Below are 22,878 nucleotides of genomic sequence, written 5' to 3' on the forward strand. Positions count from 1 at the left end.
GACAGTCCTGGGTTTTTACTCCGTACAGCTAATAAAAAAGCCGACCCTCGGGTCGGCTTTTTGCAGGCGGGCGGTTGAAGCCGCCTTGAATCCTGATTTACTTGCTTGCGTCAGCCATGTAGTCGACTGCAGCTTTGACTTCTTCGTCCGATGCAGAGGAGCCGCCCTTCGGAGGCATCATACCGGCTTTGCCTTGGAAGCCCTTGATTGCATGTTCGTACAGCGTTGCGGAACCTTGCTGGATGCGTGGCGTCCATGCTGCCTTGTCGCCGACCTTCGGCGCACCTGCAACGCCTGGACCGTGGCAGGCTGCGCAGCTTGCATCATAGACCTTCTTGCCGTCTGCTTTTGCTGCTGCGGGAGCAGCAGCGCTGCCGGCTGCGGCTACTGCCTGCGTTTGCTGCGACGGCGAGGATGCTAACGGTTGGGTAGCCGATGCGGTCTGTGCACCTGCTTCGCTGGCTGCGGGTGCAGCATTTGCCGAAGCGGCCGCCGGTGCCGCTTCCTTGACAACCGGTTCCTTCAGTTTGCCGCCCGACTGGTTTGCCATGAAGACCACGGCGCGTTCGACTTCCACATCGTCCAGATCCGGGTTGCCGCCTTTGGCTGGCATGGCACGGATGCCCTTGATCGCGTTTTCAACCAGTTTGGCCTGACCTTGGCTGATACGTGACGACCATCCGGCAGCATCGCCAGTTTTTGGCGCGCCCGCGGCACCCGTCGTGTGGCAGGCAGCACAAACAGCTTTATAAACAGCTTCGCCAGTTTGTAAAACCTTGGGTGCGTTGGCATCTTTGAGCGTGAAGCCGACATCGGCGACCGGCTTGAGACGCTCTGCGACCGCTTCCGGCGCCAGGCTGTCGGAGCCGGCCCCCGATTTTGACTCGTTGGAGACATACTGAACCAGCAGGATGATACAAATGATCGGTATCAGGAACGCAGCAATCACAGCAGCAACCAGCTGCTTCGGCGTCTTGATAACGGATTCGTGTTCGTTGTGTGCGTTGCTCATTATTCCCTCAGTACATTTTCAAAACCGGTGGGCGGGTGTGCAAATGGCCTGGGGCTCTCTCCAACTGCAGCGCAACACCTCGCAAAACCCTTGATTATAGTCGGAAAGCTCAGGGTGTGGAACGGAAATGCGCTGGCTGTGGCGTCGCGTAGAGGGCAAATCAAATGGAATAACCGTCGGGGCCGTCATGCCTGTACCTACGGTTATTAAGTGGTCGAAAGGATGGTGTGTGCAGAGAAAGGAACAAAGAAGTACAGGCTACTTCCGAGCCAGCTATAGCTCCACATGCAGGCAGCCCAACTAATGTTCAAAGACTAGCGTAGGGCTTGGATTCCGGCAAACGTCCAGGCTACAACAGCTGCGCCGATAGAAAGCATCAGATACCGGTGTTGGGATTGCAACGCACGCTGCTTTACCAGTTTGCTGCGGAAAGCTTCGTTACGCTTGCGACGCTGCCGGCGCGCTTTTGCATCGTTGGTTTTCTCATCCGCCATCAACCTCAGTTCATCGATATTCATTGTCGCCTCCCTTTTTTATTATTTTCTTGTCAATAAGTTCCACGCTATTGACTAGTCACAAAAAGAGCGGGGCGCTTGGTTCGAATCGGTCAAATGCGCAAAGAACAGTGTTTCCGGATGGATCTAAAGGCAAGAAATGATTAACTAGGAATACGTAACTTCTTCGTTCTTACTGGCGGCGTCGATCAGTCATCGCTGGATGGATGAGACCTCATGACCAGTTTGAATGCCGGTTTCCCCGGTACGAAATATGGCTGTCAGTGCGTTGAATACCCATTCTTTGCACAAGGAGGAATCCATGGCATTTATTGAGATGCACAGGCCAGTCGACCGTACGCATGGACGCGCCACCGGAAAACCGGTATCCTTCAGCCTCTTCACCGTTCCTCCTACGCGGCTGTAGCTCAGTGGATAGAGTATTGGCCTCCGAAGCCAAGGGTCGTGGGTTCGATCCCCGCCAGCCGCGCCATTAATTTCCTTCTTTATTCTGTTTGATCTCAACAACCTTGTGTTGAGTCAAGTCGCTGCGCAATAGCGGTAACTCCTTCGCGGTATCCTCATTAAATCAAGTTCCGACTCGGCAAGTTTGCCGCTTCGACGCGGTGCGTATCCCTCAGCACATCTTTATACGACTATCGCGTTGACTCTGAGTGCACAGGTAGTTCTTCGTCTTCTTTCCTTCCATGCCCTTCGGCCCATTGAGGCACGTGTTTCGAGCGTTGCTGCTTCGTTGATTACAAAGATTAAAACCAGATTAAGTAGCCAAAAAATCTTTGCAAGTGTTTGATTTTAAAAAATTTCTTCTTAATCTTTTGCGCTCGAAATACGTGTCTGCCGCGCTCCACAAACGAGCATCACACGCTCCACGAACGGGCCATGCTCGCCCGAGCGACGTGTCTCAACGGTTGGGGAACGATGGGTATCCACGCTCCAAACACGATAATTTTTATCTGCTAACGACGCAAAAACGAGTTTAAGGAATGAATTTTTGATGTCCGATACAAAACATCGCAGGCAATACCTTTGTTTTCGCCGGTTTTATCGCTCGAGAAACGAGGAATTTCGTTTGAGAGCCGCAGTTCACCTCGTTCGGCGCACGATAGAACATGTTTTGACCACGCTGGAACAACGATAATTGTGGTGTTGACTGGCGTTTTCCTCGCTCGGAATACGTGTGTTGAACACAACAGCCGGACGCTCACGATGTGCACGCTCGAAATACGATATCAATACTGCTTTTCAAACCGGTCAACGCCTGTCTAACGTCCCAATTTCGATCGCTCCAGGTATGTTGAAAACAGATTTGCCCACGCTCGAGCGACGATGCCAGTCTCCAGACAACATTCAGTGCGCGGACCCACGCTCGAGAAACGATGGAGTGCCTATTTGTACGCCACAATCGCTGCTCGACCCACGCTCGAGATACGTGTTTCAACGCTACAACGACGACGCTCCACGCTCGGGATACGCGTGCAGGCGTGATACCTTGCTTCCTGACAACGAAAATGGATGGAATGCCATGCCGCCGACAGGGATCAAGCACAAGCCGCTTAGCGATGCGCTGCAAAAAATTGAGGAAACGCTCGCAGCTAAACGCAAGGGCAGCGGCCGGCAGGTTCAGATGAGTCTCGACCCGAATGATGACGTGTCGGCCGATGCGGTGCGCCGCGACGTCGAGCAGGTGCTCAACATTATCCAGTTGCCTCTATGGGAAAACCAGGTACGCGGCTTACCGAATCCTCTCGCACGTTCCGCCCTGTTCAGCGTCGCTCGCCAGAATGAGCCACGTCAGCACCTGAAGGAAAGGCCGATCACGTCGGTCAAGGGGGTCGAAATCTTTTATACCGGCGAGGAGCTGCGCCAGGACGACGAAGACGTATTCCTGAACCTGGTTCATCTGGCGCGCAGCCAGCCGCTGGGTCACGAGGTATCCTTCACCGCCTATTCAATGCTTAAGTCCATGGGTTGGCCGACCTCTTCTCCTTCCTATGAGCGCCTGCGCCTGTGCATTCTGCGCCTGACCGCCAATGCGGTGGAGATCCGGTTTGATGCTGGTTCGGGCAAGCGTGGTTACGGTGGTACGCTGGTGCAGGAATTTACCTTCAAGGATGAGACCGACAGGCAGTGGAAGGTCAGACTTAATCCGAAGCTCATCACACTGTTCGGCGCTGATGCCTATACCCAGCTGGACTGGCGCCAGCGCTTGAAATTGCGATCACCGCTTGCGAAGTGGCTGCATGGTTTTTACTTTACCCACCGTGAACCCTTTGGCTACAAGGTCGAAACCTTGAAGGGCCTGTGTGGCTCGTCAGCGCAGCAGCTCTACCATTTCCGCAATGGTTTGAAGAAGGCGCTCGACCTGCTGGTTGAGCAGGGTTTTCTTAAGTCCTGGAAGATTGATCCGATGACAGATGTAGTCACCGTGGTGCGCGCAACGCGTGCTCAGCAAGTCGCGCAGCTGACTGCCTGATCCATCCTGCCGCTCCTGCCGCGATGGCTATCGTGTTTCGAGCGATGACTGCGTGTTGCGTCGACCCATTCCGGTACCTGAATAAGTAGTCCGGCGATCCTTAATCATTCGTCCCATCTGTCGGCCTGCCTGCTGTCGCTTTATTGCAACCTCAACAACACAATGAGGTAACGCAAATCCACGGCGGCACTATTTCTGCTGCCGTGGCGTCAAACAAGCAGTGAAGCGGCTGCATCTGCTTCCTGAAGTGTGCTGTAATTTAGTTGACCGCAAGGTCGACCATAACTCTAAAAAACGTACCACCAGGAGAGAACCATGAAAGCACTTGCAGGCGCACTCGCGCTCGTACTTCCCATGCTGTTGCAGCCCGCATTCGCGGCGACTGAGCAGCAAAACAAGATGGCAACCTGCAACAAGGATGCCGGCGACAAAAAGGGCGAGGAGCGCAAGGCCTTTATGAAGGACTGCCTGAGCAGCAAACCCAAGGTCAGCGAAGCGCAAAAGGCACAGCAGGACAAGATGAAATCCTGTAATGCCGAAGCCAAGGGCAAGACTGGCGACGAGCGCAAGAAATTTATGAGCGCTTGCCTGAAAAAAGGCTGACCTTGCTCCACGGGCCGCTGTTCGCTAGCGGCCCGATAAAGCCTGCGTCCACTTAGCTTGACGCAGGAAAAAGCATCTACAGCGCGGCATGCTTAGCAGTGCCGCCGGTGGACTGTTTTCTTCAGATTTATCACAGGCTGCTTGCAGCTTGCTATTCGGCAGAAAATTCCGCCGCCGCCTTCGCCGTCCATAAGGCTTTGTCATAACTTTCGAATGCAGTGTCATAACCTTCGGTCTCGCCGTTCGGTCCGACAAAATGGGTCCACCAGCCGGTATTGTCCTGGACTAGGACAATGTCGCCTTCCTTGCAGTGCTCGACTATCGTTTCGTTGCCGGACAACGTAACGATACGAATGCCGCGATGCTGAATCACTGTTGACATAGGCTACTCCAAATTGAGGTACGAACACGGAAACGGACATCTGGCGTATTTCGTACAAAAAATGCATCTTATTGCCTTCCTGTGTTGATTTTCAGTAGCGTTAAGGAAAACTTACCTTTGTTGCTGGCAGTATGTTGGCTTTTATGCAAGATGTGCTTCTATAGGTATTCCACAGCCGTCACTCCACATTCCTTTTCATGCGTTTCCACTAGGAACGACAATACGAGAGTAGTTTCATCAAAATGAGGTTACTTTTCAGATAAGTTACCCTTTGAGGAATCTACTCTCGTATCGTTTCAAAATCTTGCTCTGACGAGCTTTTTATGCATCTGCTTGGCGGCTAGGAAAGCCTTTCCGATGACTTCGCTGCAATGCAACTTGGGTAAATGCCAAGGTTCGGTGTAATATTCGAGCACAAAAAAATCCGCCTCAGGAAGGACGGGAGACAAACAAAAGCCCGCGCGATACAGATTGCGCGGGCTTTTCCTTTTATACCTCGCGTAACCTTGGACAAGTAGGGACAGTTATCACCGCCAGCTATACCGGTCATCACGATAATAAAGAAGACAGTATGCTGCAGCACATCTATAGTGAGAACTGTCTCCTCCAACTCTCCTAGAATTGGATTAACCCGCTACCGCAAGGTTGCGGGTTTTTTTTCGCCTGCGTTTGAGCGGCTGGGTGCCGGATTGGCCTTTAAGACGCGCACTGACGTTGCGCGTCTCGAAACCGGATGAACCACTAGACATTCTGGCATCTAATTCCTATATCCTCGTAGTACCCGGATAAACTAGATAAAAAACTGGACGGAGACCGCGATGCGCATGAGCGACGAAGAATACTTCCGCAGCTGTGTGGCCAAAGAACGCCATCTGGCGCAGCTGCTCGGGCATGAGGTCGAGGAATACTATGAAAGCGCTGGCGTCCTGTGGGAAGGGACGCAGGCAATGCCGCAATGGACGCGTGATTGGGCAGCTTGCGGACCGCTGATCGCACGTTACGGGATTGGGTTGCGTTTTGTCGCTGACGAAGGTAGCACGGAGCCGCATTGTGTGATCGCTGGTTCGTCGACCGTTCGCTTCTCAGATCATCCGTCGAAGGAACGCGCCATCATGACCGCCATTGTAAAGGCGGTAATCTGCCATCTCGAACATCACACTGGCCATAAGCATGGATCTTCGACGTCAGGACATCCTGTTTCGCCGATATCGCATCGATCTTGACCTTATCGGTCGGCACTTCGCGCTGTGTGCTGCGCTTCTTACCGGTTCCCGCCGTTTTCCGGCTTAGAATACCGGCCAATCCTCTTTCGCCCCCAGGAATCCATGTTCCAGCCGTCTCCCGATTTTTCATCCGACCATTTGTGTGTACCGGGAGCCGCAGCATGACCGAGCTGCCCACCATTAGCTGGGAAGAGAATGGCCAGCCGCATTCCGCGCGCTGGCGATCCGAAGCTGGCGTGACACCGCCCAAGAAGGTGGTGATTGCGGACGACCGGATGACGGCTGATAGTGCGTATCGGCTGGCATGCGAAGGCACTGCATTCCTGTGGCGCGGCGATTTCCAGAATGCCCGTCAGTTGCTGCAGGCACTTGCACGGCGTGTCGACCGCAAGCCGAAAAAAGGTCGCACACCGGCGCCATCTCTGGCGCAGACCTTCCACCTGCACCGGCAGGCGCAAGCGCAACGCGCACGCATACTGGGCATGCTGTTGTTGCCCTTTAATGCCGGCCATGAAATTCCACTGCGGCGCGCACCCGATGTGCACCTGGCCTGCGAAGAAGCTTATGGGGCGGCCGACGCGCCTTATGTCGCCTCGCTGCGCGAGCTGCTGGGTCTGATCGGCGCGCACGAATGGCGCAAGAAGGGGGTCGACATTCCTGCTCTCGGCGCACGTATCCATCCTTGTTATGGGGTGTTTTCGCCGGTGCGTGGCGAGTACGTCGACCTGGTGGCAAACGCACCCTTGCCGTCGACCGAACGTGCGTTTGATATCGGGACCGGCACCGGGGTGCTGTCGGCGGTGCTGGCCCGCCGCGGTGTGCGGCATATCGTCGGGACCGACCAGGACGCGCGGGCACTGGCTTGCGCGCGCGACAATATTGCGCGTCTCGGCTACCAGCAACAAGTCGACATCCTGCAGGCAGACCTGTTTCCACCTGGGCGTGCGCCTCTGATCGTCTGCAATCCGCCATGGGTGCCTGCGCGTCCTAGCTCACCGATTGAATACGCGGTGTATGACCCGGACAGTCGCATGCTGCGAGGTTTCCTCGACGGACTAGCTGGCCATCTCGAACCGAAGGGAGAGGGCTGGTTGATTTTGTCGGATCTCGCCGAGCACCTTGGTTTGCGCCCGCGCGCGCAGTTGCTCGAATGGATTAGCCACGCCGGGCTTAAAGTGGAGGCCCGCATTGATGTGCGGCCGCGTCATCCCAAGGCCGTTGATACTGAAGACCCATTGCATCAGGCCCGCGTCGCTGAAGTGACTTCGCTTTGGCGCCTCAGGCTTGCTTAGCGTTTTGCGACGCAAGTGTTTTCCAAAACGGCAAGAAACCTGACGGTGCTGCGCATTTTTGTGTCCAGCTAGTAAAATGGCGTGTCTTTGACGGGAAGTGATTCCTGTCAACAACAGCGTAGATCCCCGTTGTTACAGCGGGGCTCAATGCCGCCCCGTATTTGCCTTGGAGACGTAGTGAAACTTTCCACATTCATCAACGACAACATCGGACCGATCGTTGCGGAGTGGGAAACGTTCGCCTCTACCTTGCTGCCTGCTGCACGAACGATGACGCCGGTGGCGCTGCGCGATCATTTCCACGACATTCTCAAACGCATCGCGGCTGATATCGAGACACTGGCCGAACCGGGTCAGGCAGCAAACGAAGCACCCATTGCCCAGGCACGCTGCCATGCCGCAGCAGCCGAACACGGCGCGGTTCGCCATGCGGCCGGCTTCGAATTGCATCAGGTGAGTGCGGAATTTCATGCGTTGCGCGATAACGTCTTGCGTACATGGATTGCACACGACTTCGCGAAGGATGAGCAGGCATTCACACAGATGCTGCGTTTCAATGATGCCGTCGACAAGGCGATGGCGGATTCGCTGGCGCGTTATGCCCAAGAAGTGGAACGCTCGCGCAATATGTTTCTCGCCGTCCTCGGACACGACCTGCGTACTCCGCTGAGCGCCATCATCATGACCAGCCAGTATCTGGCGACACCCGGCATTTCGCAGGACAGGCTCAATGAAGCCGCTGTACGACTCGGGCGAAGTGCTGCGGCAATGAGTGCAATGATCAAGGACTTGCTCGAGTTCACCCGTTCGCGCCTGGGCAAGGGTATTCCTGTTTTCCCCGCGCCATGCGATCTAGGCAAAGTGTGTGCATCAGCGCTGGAGCAGATACGCGAGGCGCATCCAAAACGGCAATTCGATCTTGAAGTCTCCGGCCTCATGGATTGCGTTGCCGATGGGGAGCGCATTGGCCAGGTGCTGTGGAACCTGTTGAATAACGCCGTCCAGCATGGCGCGCGTAATCTGCCGGTGGATATCAGCGCCCATGGCGATGCCGATGCCATTACAGTGCAGGTGCGAAACCACGGACCCGCCATTTCCGCAGAAAGCCTGCAAGTGATCTTCAACCCGATGATTCATGTCGGTGACGACGACGATGACAGTTTGATGCCGCCTGCCAACCTAGGGTTGGGATTGTTCATCGCGCGCGAAATCGTCCACGCCCATCATGGAGAGATAAGCGCAACCTCATCGGACACCGAGGGGACAGTGTTTACATTTACCTTGCCTCGTTCAAAGAAGTAGCGTCTCAGGCGGATTGAAAGCAGTCCCTGAGTTTGCTGAGATATCTGCGATTGCAGGCGCAACGCACAATCATCATTACAATGCCCGCACGCACAGCCTGAAATCCGGGTCCTCTTCAAAGCGGCGCACCTCAAAGCCAAGACTGCGCATCAGCTTCAGCATTGGAACGTTGCTGGACAGGACCAGCCCCTCGATCTGCGACAGTCCCTTGCTGCGTGCCACATCCATGATGGATAGCAGCATGCGTGAGCCGATGCCCTGGCCGTTGAACTCATCCGCTACCGCCAGTGAAAATTCACAGGTGGTGAAATCCGGATTGGTGACATAACGAGAGACCGCAATGATGCGTTCGGTTTCCTTGAAGCCGCCTGCATCGTCGTCAGGCGCACGCTCACGACAGATCGCCACCAAGGCCATTTCACGGTCATAGTCGATGAGTGTGAAGCGCGCCAGCATCTTCAGCGACAATTCCCGCATCGTGGACACAAAGCGCATGTAACGGCTTTCCGCCGACAGGCGCCGCACAAAGTCCTGCAGCATTTCGGCATCGTTCGGATAGATAGGCCGTACGGTATAGCTGCCACCGCCACGCAATGGCCATTCCTCTTCGCGGTCTGACGGATAGGGGAGGATCGCCAGATGGGGATAATCTCCTGTGCCGCGCGACACATGGTCGATCACGACGCGTGCATCGACCACCAGCGATCCTGTTGCGTCAACGATAACGGGATTGATATCCATCTCGCGTAATTGCGGCAGCGAGCACACCATTTCGGATACGCGCAACAGGATCTGCTCCAGCGATTCGCGATGGGCCGGCGGTGCGCCACGCCATGTACCCAGCGTGTCGGCCGAACGGGCGCGATCTACCAGTCGCTGGGTAAGAAACTGATTGAGCGGCGGCAGTTCAATGGCACGATCGCCGATCAACTCGATCATGGTGCCGCCCGCACCAAACGAGATGACGGGGCCAAAGGGTTCATCCGTCGTGACACCGATATACAGTTCGCGACCACGCGGTTTGCCCGACATGTTCTGTACGGTCACCCCGTTGATGCGTGCATCCGGGCGCAGGCGCGCGACGGTGGCCATCATGTCATGCCAGCTGTCGCGCACCGTGGCCGCGTTCTGCAGGTTGAGCGCGACACCGAGCACATCGGATTTGTGTGGAATGTCCGGTGAGTCGATTTTCAGCGCGACCGGATAACCGAGCTGACTGGCGATCAGGATCGCCTCGCTGGCCGAACGTGCCAGCATGGTTTTGGTGACCGGGATATGGAAAGCGGACAGCAAGGCCTTGGATTCCATTTCCGTCAACACCTTGCGCCGTTCAGCGAGCACGCTCTCCACCAGGATGCGGGCACCTTCGAGGTCGGGCTTGGCCAGTGGCGACAAGGGTGGCGGTGTCTGGTGCAGCAGTTGCTGGTTCTGGTGGAAGGCAGCGATGTTGCTGAAGGCATCAACCGCCGCCTCCGGCGTGCGGAAGGTCGGAATGCTGGCGCGGCTGAGAATGGAACGTGCTTCCGCCGCCCGCTCGTCACCCATCCAGCAGGTAACCAGCGGCTTGCCGATGGAAGGCAGCAGATCGGCAAGCGCGCGTGCCACCGCTGCCGTGTCGAGATCCGGTTTGGGTGCGAGGATGACCAGGATACCGTCGATCTGGCTGCCTTTGGCACAGGCGGCGACCGCGGCATGGTAATGCGCGGCACCGGCGTCTTCGCCCAGGTCCAGTACCGATTCGAGATGGGCCAGCGGCGATAGCTCCTTCGCGAGCGCAAAAGCCTCTCCGCTGGTCAACGCACCAAGCTCCAGTCCGAGTTCATTGGTCCAGTCGGCGGCCAGCACACCCGGGCCGCCACCATTGCTGATAATGGCGAGGCGCTTGCCTGCCGGCAGATTGCGTCCCGATAAGCCCTTGGCCGCAGTGAATAATTGCACCAGCGTCCGCACGCGCACGGCCCCCGCGCGCTGCAGGGCGGCATCGAAGACATCGTCACTGCCGACGATAGCACCGGAATGCGTCAGCGCTGCAGTCGATCCGGCCGGCTTGCGGCCGGCCTTCAGCACAAATACCGGTTTGACATTCGCTGCCGCACGCAAGGCGCTCATGAATCGGCGCGCGCTGCGTATGCCTTCCAGGTAGACAACAATGCTTTGTGTCGCGCGGTCCTGCGCCAGGAAATCGAGAACATCGGCAACATCCAGCGCGGTACTGGCGCCGAGCGATACTACGGTGGAAAAGCCGACGCCGTTCTTGACCGCCCAGTCCAGGATCGAGGAGCCCAGTGCGCCGGATTGCGACACCAGTGCAAGCGAGCCCTTCTGTCCCAGCGGTCCAAGCGTACTGGCATTGAGTGCCATGCCGGGCCGCTGGAAGCCCATTGAATTGGGGCCAAGCAAATGAATGCCATGTTGTTTTGCAATCGTTTGCAGCGTACGCGCCAGCGCGGCGTCCACACCACTAGTGACGATCAATGCCGTCTTGCTGTGGATGCGGGCCGCGACTTCGAGCGCATCAGCCAGTTGCTCGTTGGGCAATGCGATGACGGCAAGGTCGGATTGTGACTGAGCAAGTTCGCTCAAGGTCCCACTCATGCCGATGTCGAGAAAGCTTACGCGGCCCGTATAACCGGATGCGCGTAATTGAGCGGCAAGCAATTTGCCATAAGCGGTTTGTGTGCTGCTTTGCTCGTCACCGGTGAAGACCACAATCGATGCGGGTGAAAACAAGGGAGAGAGAGTGTGTTTTTCCATGCTGTTCGCCAACACGTGTGATGGGTGCCAGTTTAACAAGACAACATTCAACGTGGTGTCGTTCTCGTAAAGCTTCTCAGCGCTTTCGTAACGTTGGGTTGAAGCGCTTTCAACCTTCATTCAAGTAGTCGCGACCCATATGCATTGCGTCATGCGATGCACTGCGAACAGAGCAATGGGAGCAGAAGTGGATTGTCGTTCCGACATGCTGTTGCTGCATGACGACTGCCATGGGTTTGTGTTCCAGCATTTCATTTGCAGCGCGATGCAATGCATGCACAATGGAAACATGCAATAACGCAATGGTAAAAAATGTCGAGCCCCGTTTTGCTTGTTCCCCGCTTCATGTCGTTGGCCGTGTGTTCAGCCTGTGCTGCCCTTGCCATGCCGGCCTCAGCCGATCCGGTTGAAATGATGTCTGGAGCGGCGGTGCAAACCACCCGCAGTGCGCTCGAAACGGAACGCAGTAATTCTGCTTACATCGGGCGCATTCGCGCCGACTATGCATACAGGTTAGGGATTACAGGCAAAGGCGTGACGATCGCTACGCTCGATACTGGCATCAGCCCCGATCATCGGGAATTTTCGCGGACAGGCAGGCTGCTGCGCGGCTTTAATGCGGTCAATGGCAGCAGCGATGTCACCGACCGTTCCGGACATGGTTCACATACCACCGGCATTATTGCGGCGGCGCGTGACGGACGGGGCATATCGGGCGTGGCGTACGATGCCACGCTGTTGCCGATCAAGGTTTTCCCGGATCGCGGTAGTGGTTCGACCGCGGCGCTCGACATCGGCCTGCGTTATGCAATCGGCAAGGCCTCGATCGTCAACATGAGCCTTGGCGCTTCCAGCGTCTATGATTCACGCGCAATGCAGCAGGCCGTGAAGGGCGGCTTGCTGATCGTTGCATCGGCCGGCAACGATGGCAGCCCGTCGGTTGGATGGCCTGCACGTTTTGCGCGGGAAGCCTGGGCCAACAACCAGATCATTGCCGTCGGCGCGGTCGATGCGTCCAACAAGATGGCGTCGTTTTCCAATCGGGCCGGCGACGTCGCCGCGTGGTACCTGGTCGCGTCCGGTGTCAGCATCTACTCCAGTTATCGCAACGATCAGTATGCGACCATGAGCGGTACCTCGATGGCAGCGCCGTTAGTCAGTGGGGCTGCCGCACTGCTGATGCAGATGTGGCCTTCGCTGCGCGCCGATCAGGTCGCCACGATCCTGCTGGTGACCGCCACCGATCTCGGTGCACCCGGTATCGATCCAATCTATGGACGCGGCTTGCTCAATGTGGAAAAAGCGATGCAGCCGATTGGCATGCTGACCACCACGACCTTCAACGGCAAGAGGGTCAGCGTCCTTGCCGGCCTTACCCAGCCATCATCAGCCACCAGCAAAATCTGGAGCCTGGCGACGTCCGGTCAGTTGCGCGTGGTCGGCAGGGATGATTTTGAACGAGATTTTGGCATCGACCTGGGCGCCACTGTGGCAAGACCGACATCATTGTCGCTGGACAGGGCAATCGGCGATATGGATCGCCGGATCGAAGTCGCCGAAAAAGTCCTCGCCGATGGCAGCGAATTGTCGCTGGCCTACGAAAACCGGCGACAGCAAATGGGCTTGTCGTTTGCCGATGCGCCGCGTCGCCGGCTAGCGGCGCTGTCGTTGCAACGGCAGGCAAGCAGCGGGATGGAAACCGCATTTGCGCTGGGCGGATATGCAGGCGCTTATTTCGGTGCTGCAGCACTGAAGCCGTCGTCATCCATGTCGCTGGCGGAAATCAGTGCATTGTCCAATCCCTATCTATCGTTGTTGCCAGCGACATCGCATGCAGGATTTGCCCAGGAATTTCATGGCGTGAAACTCAAGTTCGGCGTCATCGATGGTGGCAGCGACAATCTGCTGGTCGCCTCACCCGATATCTATCTGCCATCATCCGTCATGCCACGTGCAAAGGCGGGCGTGTTCGAGCTGTCCAAATCTTTCGATGGTGCAGCGGTGTCGTTTTCGATGTCGCAGACGCGCGAAAGCAATGCCTACCTCGGGTCGTATTCCAGCGGCATGCTGGGCCTGGCCAATCGTGCATCGACCAATTCGGTGCAGTTAGCCGGGGCGCTCATGCTGACCCCGAACCTGGCGCTGGCGGGGCAGGCTGCCTACGGCATCACACCGGGCGGACGTATCGTCGACAGCCTGATCACCGAAGTCACCGCAACCCGTACCAATGCGTTTTCGCTGGCGCTGGTCGGTGCCGATCGCTTCCGGGAGGGAGATCGCGTCAGTATCTCGGTTGCGCAACCGATGCGCACCTATGCCGGCAGTCTTGCGCTTGATGTGCTTGCCGCCAATCAGGCGCGCGAGCATACGGTATTCTCCATGGTGCCGACCGGTCGTGAAACCCGGGCTGAGCTGAACTACCGGTCGCCGGCCGGGAGGCTGGCGACTGTTGGCATGATGTTCATGCTGCGCCGTGATCCCAACAATATTGCCGATGCGCCTATGGATAAGCTGGCCGCGTTGCGCTATACCGCACGCTTTTGATCGCGTTGCCATTTTTGCCAATCGCGTGCTGAAGTCGCATGCCGCACATCGCGGCGCTGGACGCCGGGTGCGCACGGCGCTAATCTCGCAGCATCTGTATTCGGAGGCTTAACGCCCCATTTATGTCACGCGATACCGCATCAGAAGACCGTACTGTTCCACCGGCTGAAGGGGCTGGCAATTTCTGGAGCCGCAGCGAAAAATTCTCAAGCCAGGAAGAGCGTGCCTATCAGCTCGAAATGGATAGCGTACGTGAAGGCCGGATGATTAGAACCGGGGTGGCCGGTGTCGTGCTGTATGGCGCTTTTGCTATCAGCGACAAAACCATGGTGCCCGACATTTATCAACAGGCATGGGCGATACGCTTTCTGCTCGTGATTCCACTGATGTTGTTGTGCACTTTCACCGTGTACAAGCTGAAAAGCCTTGTGATGCGCGAGATCGCCATCTCGCTGTCCATCGTAATCGGCGGCGCCAGCCTGCCATGGATCGCCGGCCTCAGTTCACATCCCAACGCCATGCATTATCAGACCGGGGTCACGCTGATTATCCTGTTTGGCAATATCGTCGTGAACCAGCGTTTTCGGAGCGCCCTTTGGACGTCCGTGATCCTCGTCATCCTGTACGGACTGACGCTAAGCAATCTGCCCCTGATGCCGCCTCATGTACGTTTCAACAATTGGCTGTTTTGCCTGTCGGCGGTGGTGATCAGCCTGTTCGCCAATTTCCGCATGGACCAGGATCAGCGCCGCGCCTACCTGGCCCGAGCGCGCGAACATGCACGCAACGAAGAGCTGAGTCATGCGGTGGAGCTGCTTGCCAAGCTATCGGCGGAGGACGGCCTGACCCAGCTGGCCAATCGCCGCGAATTCGACCGGCGGCTTGGTATCGAATGGGGACGTGCGCGCCGTGAAAACTACCCGCTGGCCCTGATCCTGATCGACGTCGATAGCTTCAAGAACTACAACGACCACTACGGACATCCGGCCGGCGACGCCTGCCTGCAGCAGGTCGCTGGTGTGCTGCGTTCGGTCCCCAAGCGTTCGGCCGATCTGGTGGCCCGCTTCGGCGGCGAAGAATTCGTGGCCCTGCTGCCTGCCGCAAGCGCCGCCGATGCCGTGGCGATTGCTGAAAAAATGCGCCAGGGCGTGATCGATCTCCAGATTCCGCATGCCAGCTCGCAAGTCGCCCCCGGAGTGACCGCCAGCTTCGGCGTTGCAGCTTTGCTCCCATCCGACACCTTACAGCCGGCCGACCTGGTCGCAGCCGCCGACGCCGCGCTGTACAAGGCGAAAGAACAGGGCCGGAACCAGGTTGTGATGACTGAACAAACGATGGCAATGCGGCAATAGGGGCGTGTTGCCAACGCCTGTTGTGGCGCTACAATCGAAGGTCTTTGGTCGCTGATCCGCAGACTTCAGTCATCTCCGTTATCTTCGTTAACCCATTTCATGTCCACTCCTGTTTTTACCTATGGCTCACTGATGTTCCCGCAAGTCTGGAACCGTGTGGTACGCGGCAACTACCGCTCGGCACCTGCCACGCTTGCCGGCCATTCCCGCTTTGCCCTGAAGGACGAGACTTACCCAGGCGTCATCGTCCAGACCGACAGCAAGGTCGCCGGCTTGCTGTACTTCGAGGTATCGGCGCCCGATGTTGCTGCCCTGGATGCCTTTGAAGGCCACGAATACCGGCGCGTGCCGGTCGGTGTAACGCTGGAATCCGGCGAAACGGTCGAAGCGCACACCTATCTCTACCTGCTGCCGGAAAAGTTGTCCGATTCACCATGGTTGCCGGAAGCGTTCCAGATGGAGCGCTTCATCGGTTCGTATTGCCGTGAAAAACTGGGAGAGTAGAGCCGGTATAATGGCCGCTTTCCCCAATTGCTCAAGCCCGGCCGCGTGCCGGACGCTATTTTTCCCATGCTCGCTTCACAAAAACAACAGATAGTCGACCTGTTTCAGGCGGCGCTTGCGCCGATCATTGCCGGCACCGAACTGCAACCCAATGTCGTGCTGGAGCGCCCGCGCGACCCGGCGCACGGCGACATCGCCTGCAACATCGCGATGCAGCTTGCCAAGCCGCTCAAGAAAAACCCGCGTGAACTGGCGCAAGCCATCGTGGCGGCAGTATTGGCCAACAAGGGGGAGCTGATCGAATCGGCCGATATCGCCGGCCCCGGCTTCATCAACCTGCGCGTGGCGGCCGCTGCCAAGCAGGCGGTGGTGAAAACAGTGCTCGCTGAAACTGCACAATTCGGCAAAAGCAATGTCGGTGCCGGCAAGAAGGTGATGGTTGAGTTCGTATCCGCCAATCCGACGGGTCCGTTGCATGTCGGCCATGGCCGCCAGGGGGCGCTTGGCGATGCGATGGCGTCGCTGCTCGCTGCCCAGGGTTATGACGTCACCCGCGAGTTTTACTACAACGACGCCGGCGTCCAGATCGGCAATCTGGCACTGTCGGTGCAAGCACGCGCCAGGGGCTTCAAGCCGGGCGACGCCGGCTGGCCGGAATCGGCTTACAACGGCGACTATATCGCTGACATCGCCGCCGATTTCCTGCAAAAGAAAACCGTCTCTGCCAGCGACGGCGCGCCGGTTGCCGCCAGCGGCGACGTCGACGATATCGAATCGATCCGCAAGTTCGCAGTCACCTACCTGCGCCATGAGCAGGATCTCGACCTGTTGGCCTTCGGCGTCAAGTTCGACAATTACTATCTCGAATCCTCGCTCTACACCGAGGGCAAGGTCGCCTCGGCGGTCGATGCGCTGGTCAAGGCTGGCAAGACCTACGAGCAGGATGGCGCGCTGTGGCTGCGCACCACCGAATATGGTGACGACAAGGACCGTGTGATGAAGAAGTCCGACGGCACCTATACCTATTTCGTGCCGGACGTTGCTTATCACATCACCAAGTGGCAACGCGGTTACGGCAAGGTCATCAATGTGCAGGGCAGCGACCATCACGGCACGATCGCGCGCGTACGCGCCGGCCTGCAAGCAGTCGATATGGGCATTCCGCAAGGCTATCCCGACTATGTGCTGCACAAGATGGTGACGGTGATGAAAAATGGCGAGGAAGTGAAAATTTCCAAGCGCGCCGGTTCCTACGTCACCGTGCGCGACCTGATCGAATGGTCGGCCGGCGACGCGGTCAATGAGCAGGGCGAACGTGATCTGACACGCGGACGCGATGCGGTGCGCTTTTTCCTCATCTCGCGCAAGGCCGACACCGAATTCACCTTCGACGTCGACCTGGCGCTGTCACAATCCGACGAGAATCCGGTCTACTACGTGCAGTACGCGCATGCCCGCATCTGTTCGGTGATGGCACAGTGGGGCGGAGATGAAACCACGCTGAACAATGTGGACGTTTCGCCACTGACTTCGCCGCGCGAAGCGGCGCTGCTCGCCAAGCTCGCCGAATATCCGGAGATGCTGCAAAAAGCACTCGACGAACTCGGACCGCATCAGGTAGCGTTCTATCTGCGTGACCTCGCCGGCGAGCTCCACAGCTACTACAACGCTGAACGCGTACTCGTTGACGATGTGTCCATAAAGATGGCGCGACTGGCACTGATGTGTGCGACACGCCAGGTCTTGCGCAATGGTCTGGCGCTGATCGGGGTATCGGCGCCTGCGCGAATGTAGGCATGGGTCCGGCGCAGCGTTGTAGATTGATTGACGATTGATCGTCGATGAACGTCAATGTCCGGACCGATGTCGGTGTAACGTTATTGAGGAAGTATGCACAAGTACAACAGGCAACAGGGCGGAACAATTTTAGGCATTATCATCGGCTTGATCATCGGATTGGGCATTGCACTTGGTGTCGCGATGGTGATCACCAAGACACCGATGCCGTTTACCGACAAGTCGGGTCGGCAAAAGATGGCTGAGCCGACCTCGGGTCAGGTAGCCGATCCGAACAGGCCACTATATGGCGCCAAGTCGAAAAAACCAGCGGAAGAAGGAAAGGAAACCAAAGAAGCGCCAACCAACACCGCTGTGGCGCAGCCGACCGAGAAAAAGCCGGAAGTAAAGGTTGATCCGAAGCTCGATGCCAAGCAGGACAAGAAGGCCGATAGCAAGGCGCCGGTGTTCGACCAGTCGACCAGCGAAAAGCCGGCGAAAGCCGATGCCGAAGCCAAGGCGGAAACCAAGGCCGAGAACGTGGACGACAAGTGGAGTTATTATCTGCAGGCAGGTGCTTTCCGTGAGCAGAGTGACGCGGAAAACATTCGTGCCAAACTGGCATTGATGGGCGTGGAAGCGAAGATTTCCGAGCGTCAGGCCGATACCGGCGTGTTGTACCGGGTACGTGTCGGCCCGTTCAGCCAGTTGGACGCAATGAACAAGGTACGCGGGAAGTTGTCTGACAATGGTGTCGATGCCGCAATCGTGCGCATTGCCAAATGATCGGCTAAAGTAGCAAGCCTGCAAGATCCGAACAAGAACTTACCAGAGAAATTGAAGGAATTTTATGCGTTTTCTGAAACATGTACTGGCTGCACTGACCATCAGCTTGCTGGCGGCAGGCGCGCAGGCCGCCCCTGACAATCCGCAAAATGGCGTCGATTACCGCACACTGGAGAAGCCTCAGCAAACCGACTCCGGCAAGAAAGTCGAAGTCACTGAATTCTTTTGGTATTCATGTCCGCACTGCAGTGCGCTGGAGACCGACCTGGCGGCCTGGGTAAAGAAACAGGGCGACAACATCGTCTTCAAACGCGTGCCGGTCGCCTTCCGCGAGTCGATGGTGCCGCAGCAAAAGCTGTATTACACGCTGGAAGCCATGGGCAAGCTGGACGAGCTGCATGCCAAGGTGTTCAATGTTATCCATGTACAGCGCAAGCGTACCGACACCGATGCCGAGATCGCGGAATTCGTTGCCAAGAATGGTATCGACAAGCAGAAATTCCTGGAGGTTTACAACTCCTTTGGCGTGCAGAGCAAAGTCAAGCGCGCCGCCCAGCTGACACAGGCTTACCAGATCGACGGCGTGCCGCTGCTCGCCATCGACGGCCGCTATCTGACCTCGCCGGCCATCGTCAGCGCCAGCATCGGCAACAAGCCGGAGCCCGTATTGCATGCGGCGACTCTGCAAGTTGCGGATTGGCTGGTCAATAAGAGCAAGCAAGGCAAATAAGCCTGATCGGCCGATCCGCCGGAATGCAAGGCTTTCCGGCATGGACAAAAGTCCGTCCCTCATATGAGGGCGGACTTTTTTGTTTTTAACCCCCATTGAAGATTGCCCGGCGTTGCGGCGTAAAATTATCCAGAATGCAGCTTGGCAAGAGACAAGACATACCAACGCATCAGGGCCAACATGAAACCAGGGACAACATGAAACGCGTATTCATCACCGGCGCCTCCAGCGGTCTGGGGGCAGCGCTTGCTGCGCGCTATGCCGCCCAGGGTGCAGTGCTGGGCCTCGCTGCAAGGCGCCCGGACATGCTGCAATCGCTAGTCGCCGGTCTGCCGTACCCTGAACGACACCGGATCTTTCCGCTGGATGTTACCGATCATGCGGCGTTGCGTACCGCGGCTGCCGACTTCATCCATGCCTTCGGCGGTGTCGATGTCGTCATCGCCAACGCCGGCATTTCGCAAGGTACGCGGACCGAATTCCCGGAAGACCTGCCTGTGTTCGAGCGCATTGTCGCGACCAATGTGACGGCGACCGTGGCCACGTTCACACCCTTCCTGCCCGCGATGAAACGACAGGCCGCGGCCGGGAGCCACGATTGCCGCCTGGTCGGCATTGCCAGCGTGTCTGGCATCCGTGGCCTGCCGGGAGCCGGCGGCTATTGCGCATCCAAGGCAGCGGTCATCAGTTATTGCGAATCGCTGCGCGTGGAACTGCGCGCCAGCGGCATCAAGGTGGTGACCATCGCACCCGGTTACATCGACACCCCGATGACGCAGGTGAATGCCTATCCAATGCCTTTCTTGATGCCCGCGCTGCGATTCGCCGACAAGGCGGTCAGCACCATCGCGGCCGGCACCAGCTATCGGGTCATTCCCTGGCAGATGGGGGTGGTTGCCAAACTGCTGCGGGCAATGCCGAACTGGCTGTACGATGCGGCGTTTGCCCGTGCTCCGCACAAGGCGCGCAAGTCATGAGTTATACCGACGCCATCGGGCAAGTGCATGAAGCAATTGCCACCGGCATTGCGCCGCGCATTGTGTCGCTGGTGCCCTCGATCACCGAATTGCTGTGCGCGCTGGGACTGGCGCCCTTCTTGGTGGGGCGTACCGGTTTTTGCATCCACCCGGCGGAGGCCGTACGCGCAATTCCCAAGGTGGGTGGCACCAAAGATGTGAACATTGAAAAAATCCGCCGCCTCGCGCCGACGCACCTGATCGTCAACATCGACGAAAATGAAAAACCGACCGTCGACACGCTGGCGCAGTTCATTCCCCATGTCGTGGTTACTCATCCTCTGGCACCGCGCGACAATCTGGCGCTATACCGGCTGCTGGGCGGCATCTTCGGCGTCGCCGATCGCGGGGAAGCACTGTGCGACGCATTCGAAGCCGAGTACACCGCGTTGCGCGCAATGCCCAAGGGACCGCCGCAAACCCTGCTGTACTGCATCTGGAAGGATCCATGGATGACGATTTCGCGCGACACCTACATTGCGCAAATGATGGCCGAGATCGGCTGGCAGGCGTGGGCGCCAGCAGGCAGCGATGCGCGTTATCCGCGTTTTGAGTGGTCCGATGCCGTGGCGGCACAAATCGATGGCGTATTGCTGTCGAGCGAACCCTACCGTTTTACTGAAGAGCATGTCGATGCGTTGGAAAAGCAGATCGGCAAACCGGTTCTGCTGGTCGATGGAGAAATGATGTCTTGGTACGGCAGTCGGGCGGTCGCTGGCCTGCGCTATTTGCGTGCGCTGGCAGCAGGCGGATAGCCTGTCCAGAACGTCGAAGTCTGAGATTGGACAGGCACCTTACATCACCTGGCTTACTTTTGACGATTCATCCTTACCAGCATGCGGATAAATTCACGGGCCAGAGCCTGATGATGTTCATCGAGTCGCTGGAGGTCGCTGATCAGCTTGACGTCGGCCGATTCGAAGCGTGATGGTGCGCTCCCGCCTTCAAGGCCGGAATGCGAGGCCTCACCGCCAAAGCGCAGCCACTCCGCCGGGACGCCTAGCCACTGGGCCAATGCGCGCAGCTTTTCCTGGGTTGGAATTGCTTCACCTACCAGCCACTTGCGTGCCGCGTGCACCGTAATGGGGCGGCCGTCAAATCGGATGTTGAACTCACGTGCCAGTTGGGTGGGACTGTCCGGCGAATAGTCGGCATTACGCAATGCCTGCTGGAGCCGTTCGCTAAAGCCTTCTCGTTCGATTGATGGATTCATGACCGCGCACTATTCCATGACACGCCTTGACAGTCAGTCAATGTTTTAAAGGTACTTGTTGTGACGAAAGATGTAAAGGAAAGGTAACACATTCTTGGAAGCGTATTCTCTATTTTTAGTCATGGCGAAGGCATTATTGTCTTCTTAACTCGACAATACGCAAAGAAAAAGTCGTCGTACTCAACGCGATCAGTCGCCGTCGAAAAAATGACCGGGAAGGCGCCCATCGACATGAGTCGTTGACAGGCAAGGGCACCTGAAGACAGGGCATCTTCAAGTGCCTGGGGAGTTCAGGCTCAGGCGGCCTGGAAGCGGAAAATGCCGTGTTCGTCGACTACGCGTTTCAGGGCACCGTCGAACCACAGTTTGTGCAAATGCGCGAGCGCCTCGCCCAGCGCGAAGGTCATCTGATGTGCATCCAGCGGACGACGGAACATCACCGGCACGATATCGGCAGCCGACTGCGGCGTCGCGCAGGCGACGACCACCTCTTCCAGCCGGTCGCGATGATGCTCGCCCAACTGCGTAATGCGCGTATGCAGGCCGCGGAAAGGTTTGCCATGCGATGGCAATACCAGCGTGTCGGCCGGCAGGTCCGCAAATTTTTGCAGAGAATCGAGATACAGCTGCACCGGATTGGCTTCCGGCTCGACCGCGAACACCGAGACGTTGGTAGAAATACGCGGCAATACCATGTCGCCGGAAATCAGCAGGTTCAGCTCCGCACAATACAGCGCCGCATGTTCAGGCGCATGACCAAAACCGGTAATGACGCGCCACTCATGCGCGCCGATACGGAAAGTCTGCTGGTCCTGCATGCGGACGTAGGCATCCGGCACCGCCGGCACCAGCGTCGGGTAATAACTCTTGCGTGTCTTCAGCCGCTCCAGTGTGTCCGGATCATTCAGGCCATGACGCTGGAAATGTGGAAGCATGGCGGTGCCGTCGACGCCGGGCAACGAGGCCGACATCATTCGTGCAAAACCGTATTCGCCGGTCGTCATCCACAGCGGCGCATTCCATTTATTGCACAGCCAGTCGGCGAGACCGACATGATCCGGATGGCAATGCGTAACAATGACACGCCGCACTGGTAAGCCGTCGAGTGCGTAGGCAAACACCGATTCCCAGGATGAGCGGGTCGCATCGTTGTTGATGCCGCAATCGATAACGGTCCAGCCGTCACCTTGTCCCCCCGCTTCATCGCGATCGCGCAGCAGCCAGAGGTTGATATGGTCGAGCGCAAACGGCAAGCCCATCCGCAGCCAGAACACGTCCGGCGCCACCTCCAGCACGGTTCCGGGGGCGGGAAGGGTATCGCCGAAGGCGTAATTCAGTTGAGATTCCTGCGGATTCATCAGTGCATGCTCCAAGACAAAAGTTCTGGCGCTGCATGTTCAC

At 57.5% G+C, this 22,878-nt stretch carries 19 protein-coding genes and 1 tRNA gene; 14 read left to right on the forward strand and 6 right to left on the reverse strand.

Annotated features, from left to right (window positions below):
• Positions 1 to 97 precede the first annotated feature (97 nt).
• Both ACFQUU_RS10825 and ACFQUU_RS10830 read right to left on the reverse strand, forming a co-directional pair.
• A complete protein-coding gene (locus ACFQUU_RS10825) occupies positions 98 to 1,012 on the reverse strand; it encodes a c-type cytochrome (protein ID WP_382246792.1) in 915 nt (304 codons plus the stop codon).
• Positions 1,013 to 1,326: 314 nt separating this feature from the next.
• Entirely contained in the window at positions 1,327 to 1,530 is a 204-nt protein-coding gene (locus tag ACFQUU_RS10830) for a hypothetical protein (protein WP_382246795.1), read from the reverse strand.
• A gap of 393 nt (positions 1,531 to 1,923) precedes the next feature.
• On the opposite strand from ACFQUU_RS10830, the gene ACFQUU_RS10835 reads away from it, so the two are divergent.
• The 3 genes from ACFQUU_RS10835 to ACFQUU_RS10845 all read left to right on the forward strand — a co-directional run bounded on the left by ACFQUU_RS10835 (position 1,924) and on the right by ACFQUU_RS10845 (position 4,603).
• Positions 1,924 to 1,999, forward strand: a tRNA-Arg gene (locus tag ACFQUU_RS10835).
• 957 nt (positions 2,000 to 2,956) lie between these two features.
• A complete protein-coding gene (trfA, locus tag ACFQUU_RS10840) occupies positions 2,957 to 4,000 on the forward strand; it encodes a plasmid replication initiator TrfA (RefSeq protein WP_382246797.1) in 1,044 nt (347 codons plus the stop codon).
• 315 nt (positions 4,001 to 4,315) lie between these two features.
• On the forward strand, positions 4,316 to 4,603 hold the full coding sequence (locus ACFQUU_RS10845; RefSeq protein ID WP_382246800.1) for a PsiF family protein: 288 nt from the start codon (positions 4,316 to 4,318) through the stop codon (positions 4,601 to 4,603).
• Between the two features lie 151 nt (positions 4,604 to 4,754).
• On the opposite strand, the gene ACFQUU_RS10850 is transcribed toward ACFQUU_RS10845, so the two are convergent.
• The gene (locus ACFQUU_RS10850; protein ID WP_382246803.1) at positions 4,755 to 4,985 is read right to left on the reverse strand and encodes a hypothetical protein; all 231 of its coding nucleotides are present in this window, start codon (positions 4,983 to 4,985) and stop codon (positions 4,755 to 4,757) included.
• 824 nt (positions 4,986 to 5,809) lie between these two features.
• Between ACFQUU_RS10850 and ACFQUU_RS10855 the strand changes: the two genes are divergently transcribed.
• The 3 genes from ACFQUU_RS10855 to ACFQUU_RS10865 all read left to right on the forward strand — a co-directional run bounded on the left by ACFQUU_RS10855 (position 5,810) and on the right by ACFQUU_RS10865 (position 8,802).
• A complete protein-coding gene (locus ACFQUU_RS10855; protein ID WP_382246805.1) occupies positions 5,810 to 6,208 on the forward strand; it encodes an aminoacyl-tRNA synthetase in 399 nt (132 codons plus the stop codon).
• A gap of 161 nt (positions 6,209 to 6,369) precedes the next feature.
• Positions 6,370 to 7,500 carry a methyltransferase gene (locus tag ACFQUU_RS10860; protein ID WP_382246808.1) on the forward strand — a complete coding sequence of 377 codons (1,131 nt, stop codon included), beginning with the start codon at positions 6,370 to 6,372 and terminating at the stop codon, positions 7,498 to 7,500.
• A gap of 177 nt (positions 7,501 to 7,677) precedes the next feature.
• On the forward strand, positions 7,678 to 8,802 hold the full coding sequence (locus ACFQUU_RS10865; RefSeq protein ID WP_382246811.1) for an ATP-binding protein: 1,125 nt from the start codon (positions 7,678 to 7,680) through the stop codon (positions 8,800 to 8,802).
• A 75-nt stretch (positions 8,803 to 8,877) separates the two neighbouring features.
• Here the strand turns inward: ACFQUU_RS10865 and ACFQUU_RS10870 are convergent, their stop codons facing one another.
• Positions 8,878 to 11,556: a GNAT family N-acetyltransferase gene (locus tag ACFQUU_RS10870; RefSeq protein WP_382246814.1), complete on the reverse strand. Its 2,679-nt coding sequence runs from the start codon at positions 11,554 to 11,556 to the stop codon at positions 8,878 to 8,880.
• 312 nt (positions 11,557 to 11,868) lie between these two features.
• Here ACFQUU_RS10870 and ACFQUU_RS10875 point away from each other — a divergent pair, with 312 nt between their 5' ends.
• The 8 genes from ACFQUU_RS10875 to ACFQUU_RS10910 all read left to right on the forward strand — a co-directional run bounded on the left by ACFQUU_RS10875 (position 11,869) and on the right by ACFQUU_RS10910 (position 21,019).
• Complete coding sequence (locus tag ACFQUU_RS10875; RefSeq protein ID WP_382246817.1) at positions 11,869 to 14,100, forward strand: S8 family serine peptidase; 2,232 nt, start codon at positions 11,869 to 11,871, stop codon at positions 14,098 to 14,100.
• Between the two features lie 122 nt (positions 14,101 to 14,222).
• Positions 14,223 to 15,452 (forward strand): diguanylate cyclase, encoded by a 1,230-nt coding sequence (locus ACFQUU_RS10880; RefSeq protein ID WP_382246820.1) that lies wholly within the window; start codon positions 14,223 to 14,225, stop codon positions 15,450 to 15,452.
• A 99-nt stretch (positions 15,453 to 15,551) separates the two neighbouring features.
• Positions 15,552 to 15,956 (forward strand): gamma-glutamylcyclotransferase family protein, encoded by a 405-nt coding sequence (locus ACFQUU_RS10885; RefSeq protein WP_382246823.1) that lies wholly within the window; start codon positions 15,552 to 15,554, stop codon positions 15,954 to 15,956.
• Positions 15,957 to 16,022: 66 nt separating this feature from the next.
• A complete protein-coding gene (gene argS / locus ACFQUU_RS10890) occupies positions 16,023 to 17,750 on the forward strand; it encodes an arginine--tRNA ligase (RefSeq protein ID WP_382246826.1) in 1,728 nt (575 codons plus the stop codon).
• Between the two features lie 96 nt (positions 17,751 to 17,846).
• Positions 17,847 to 18,518, forward strand: a complete 672-nt coding sequence (locus tag ACFQUU_RS10895) for an SPOR domain-containing protein (RefSeq protein WP_382246829.1) — start codon at positions 17,847 to 17,849, stop codon at positions 18,516 to 18,518.
• 64 nt (positions 18,519 to 18,582) lie between these two features.
• Positions 18,583 to 19,248 carry a thiol:disulfide interchange protein DsbA/DsbL gene (locus tag ACFQUU_RS10900; RefSeq protein WP_382246832.1) on the forward strand — a complete coding sequence of 222 codons (666 nt, stop codon included), beginning with the start codon at positions 18,583 to 18,585 and terminating at the stop codon, positions 19,246 to 19,248.
• A gap of 197 nt (positions 19,249 to 19,445) precedes the next feature.
• Positions 19,446 to 20,225 (forward strand): SDR family oxidoreductase, encoded by a 780-nt coding sequence (locus ACFQUU_RS10905; protein WP_382246835.1) that lies wholly within the window; start codon positions 19,446 to 19,448, stop codon positions 20,223 to 20,225.
• Positions 20,222 to 21,019 carry a helical backbone metal receptor gene (locus ACFQUU_RS10910; protein ID WP_382246838.1) on the forward strand — a complete coding sequence of 266 codons (798 nt, stop codon included), beginning with the start codon at positions 20,222 to 20,224 and terminating at the stop codon, positions 21,017 to 21,019. Before ACFQUU_RS10905 ends, ACFQUU_RS10910 begins: the two co-directional genes overlap by 4 nt.
• 53 nt (positions 21,020 to 21,072) lie before the next feature.
• Here the strand turns inward: ACFQUU_RS10910 and ACFQUU_RS10915 are convergent, their stop codons facing one another.
• The gene (locus ACFQUU_RS10915; RefSeq protein ID WP_057288863.1) at positions 21,073 to 21,477 is read right to left on the reverse strand and encodes a transcriptional regulator; all 405 of its coding nucleotides are present in this window, start codon (positions 21,475 to 21,477) and stop codon (positions 21,073 to 21,075) included.
• A gap of 296 nt (positions 21,478 to 21,773) precedes the next feature.
• Positions 21,774 to 22,835 carry an MBL fold metallo-hydrolase gene (locus tag ACFQUU_RS10920; protein WP_382246842.1) on the reverse strand — a complete coding sequence of 354 codons (1,062 nt, stop codon included), beginning with the start codon at positions 22,833 to 22,835 and terminating at the stop codon, positions 21,774 to 21,776.
• Positions 22,836 to 22,878: the final 43 nt, after the last annotated feature.

Source organism: Herbaspirillum sp. GCM10030257 (assembly GCF_042666555.1).
In the GTDB taxonomy this organism is placed as follows: domain Bacteria; phylum Pseudomonadota; class Gammaproteobacteria; order Burkholderiales; family Burkholderiaceae_D; genus Noviherbaspirillum.

Excerpts from the sequence above, each read along its gene's own strand:
- ACFQUU_RS10825 (WP_382246792.1), bottom strand. The coding sequence starts at position 1,012 with ATGAGCAACGCACACAACGAACACGAATCCGTTATCAAGACGCCGAAG.
- ACFQUU_RS10830 (WP_382246795.1), bottom strand. The coding sequence starts at position 1,530 with ATGAATATCGATGAACTGAGGTTGATGGCGGATGAGAAAACCAACGAT.
- ACFQUU_RS10845 (WP_382246800.1), top strand. The coding sequence starts at position 4,316 with ATGAAAGCACTTGCAGGCGCACTCGCGCTCGTACTTCCCATGCTGTTG.
- ACFQUU_RS10850 (WP_382246803.1), bottom strand. The coding sequence starts at position 4,985 with ATGTCAACAGTGATTCAGCATCGCGGCATTCGTATCGTTACGTTGTCC.
- ACFQUU_RS10855 (WP_382246805.1), top strand. The coding sequence starts at position 5,810 with ATGAGCGACGAAGAATACTTCCGCAGCTGTGTGGCCAAAGAACGCCAT.
- ACFQUU_RS10860 (WP_382246808.1), top strand. The coding sequence starts at position 6,370 with ATGACCGAGCTGCCCACCATTAGCTGGGAAGAGAATGGCCAGCCGCAT.
- ACFQUU_RS10870 (WP_382246814.1), bottom strand. The coding sequence starts at position 11,556 with ATGGAAAAACACACTCTCTCTCCCTTGTTTTCACCCGCATCGATTGTG.
- ACFQUU_RS10875 (WP_382246817.1), top strand. The coding sequence starts at position 11,869 with ATGTCGAGCCCCGTTTTGCTTGTTCCCCGCTTCATGTCGTTGGCCGTG.
- ACFQUU_RS10880 (WP_382246820.1), top strand. The coding sequence starts at position 14,223 with ATGTCACGCGATACCGCATCAGAAGACCGTACTGTTCCACCGGCTGAA.
- ACFQUU_RS10885 (WP_382246823.1), top strand. The coding sequence starts at position 15,552 with ATGTCCACTCCTGTTTTTACCTATGGCTCACTGATGTTCCCGCAAGTC.
- argS (WP_382246826.1), top strand. The coding sequence starts at position 16,023 with ATGCTCGCTTCACAAAAACAACAGATAGTCGACCTGTTTCAGGCGGCG.
- ACFQUU_RS10895 (WP_382246829.1), top strand. The coding sequence starts at position 17,847 with ATGCACAAGTACAACAGGCAACAGGGCGGAACAATTTTAGGCATTATC.
- ACFQUU_RS10900 (WP_382246832.1), top strand. The coding sequence starts at position 18,583 with ATGCGTTTTCTGAAACATGTACTGGCTGCACTGACCATCAGCTTGCTG.
- ACFQUU_RS10905 (WP_382246835.1), top strand. The coding sequence starts at position 19,446 with ATGAAACGCGTATTCATCACCGGCGCCTCCAGCGGTCTGGGGGCAGCG.
- ACFQUU_RS10910 (WP_382246838.1), top strand. The coding sequence starts at position 20,222 with ATGAGTTATACCGACGCCATCGGGCAAGTGCATGAAGCAATTGCCACC.
- ACFQUU_RS10915 (WP_057288863.1), bottom strand. The coding sequence starts at position 21,477 with ATGAATCCATCAATCGAACGAGAAGGCTTTAGCGAACGGCTCCAGCAG.
- ACFQUU_RS10920 (WP_382246842.1), bottom strand. The coding sequence starts at position 22,835 with ATGAATCCGCAGGAATCTCAACTGAATTACGCCTTCGGCGATACCCTT.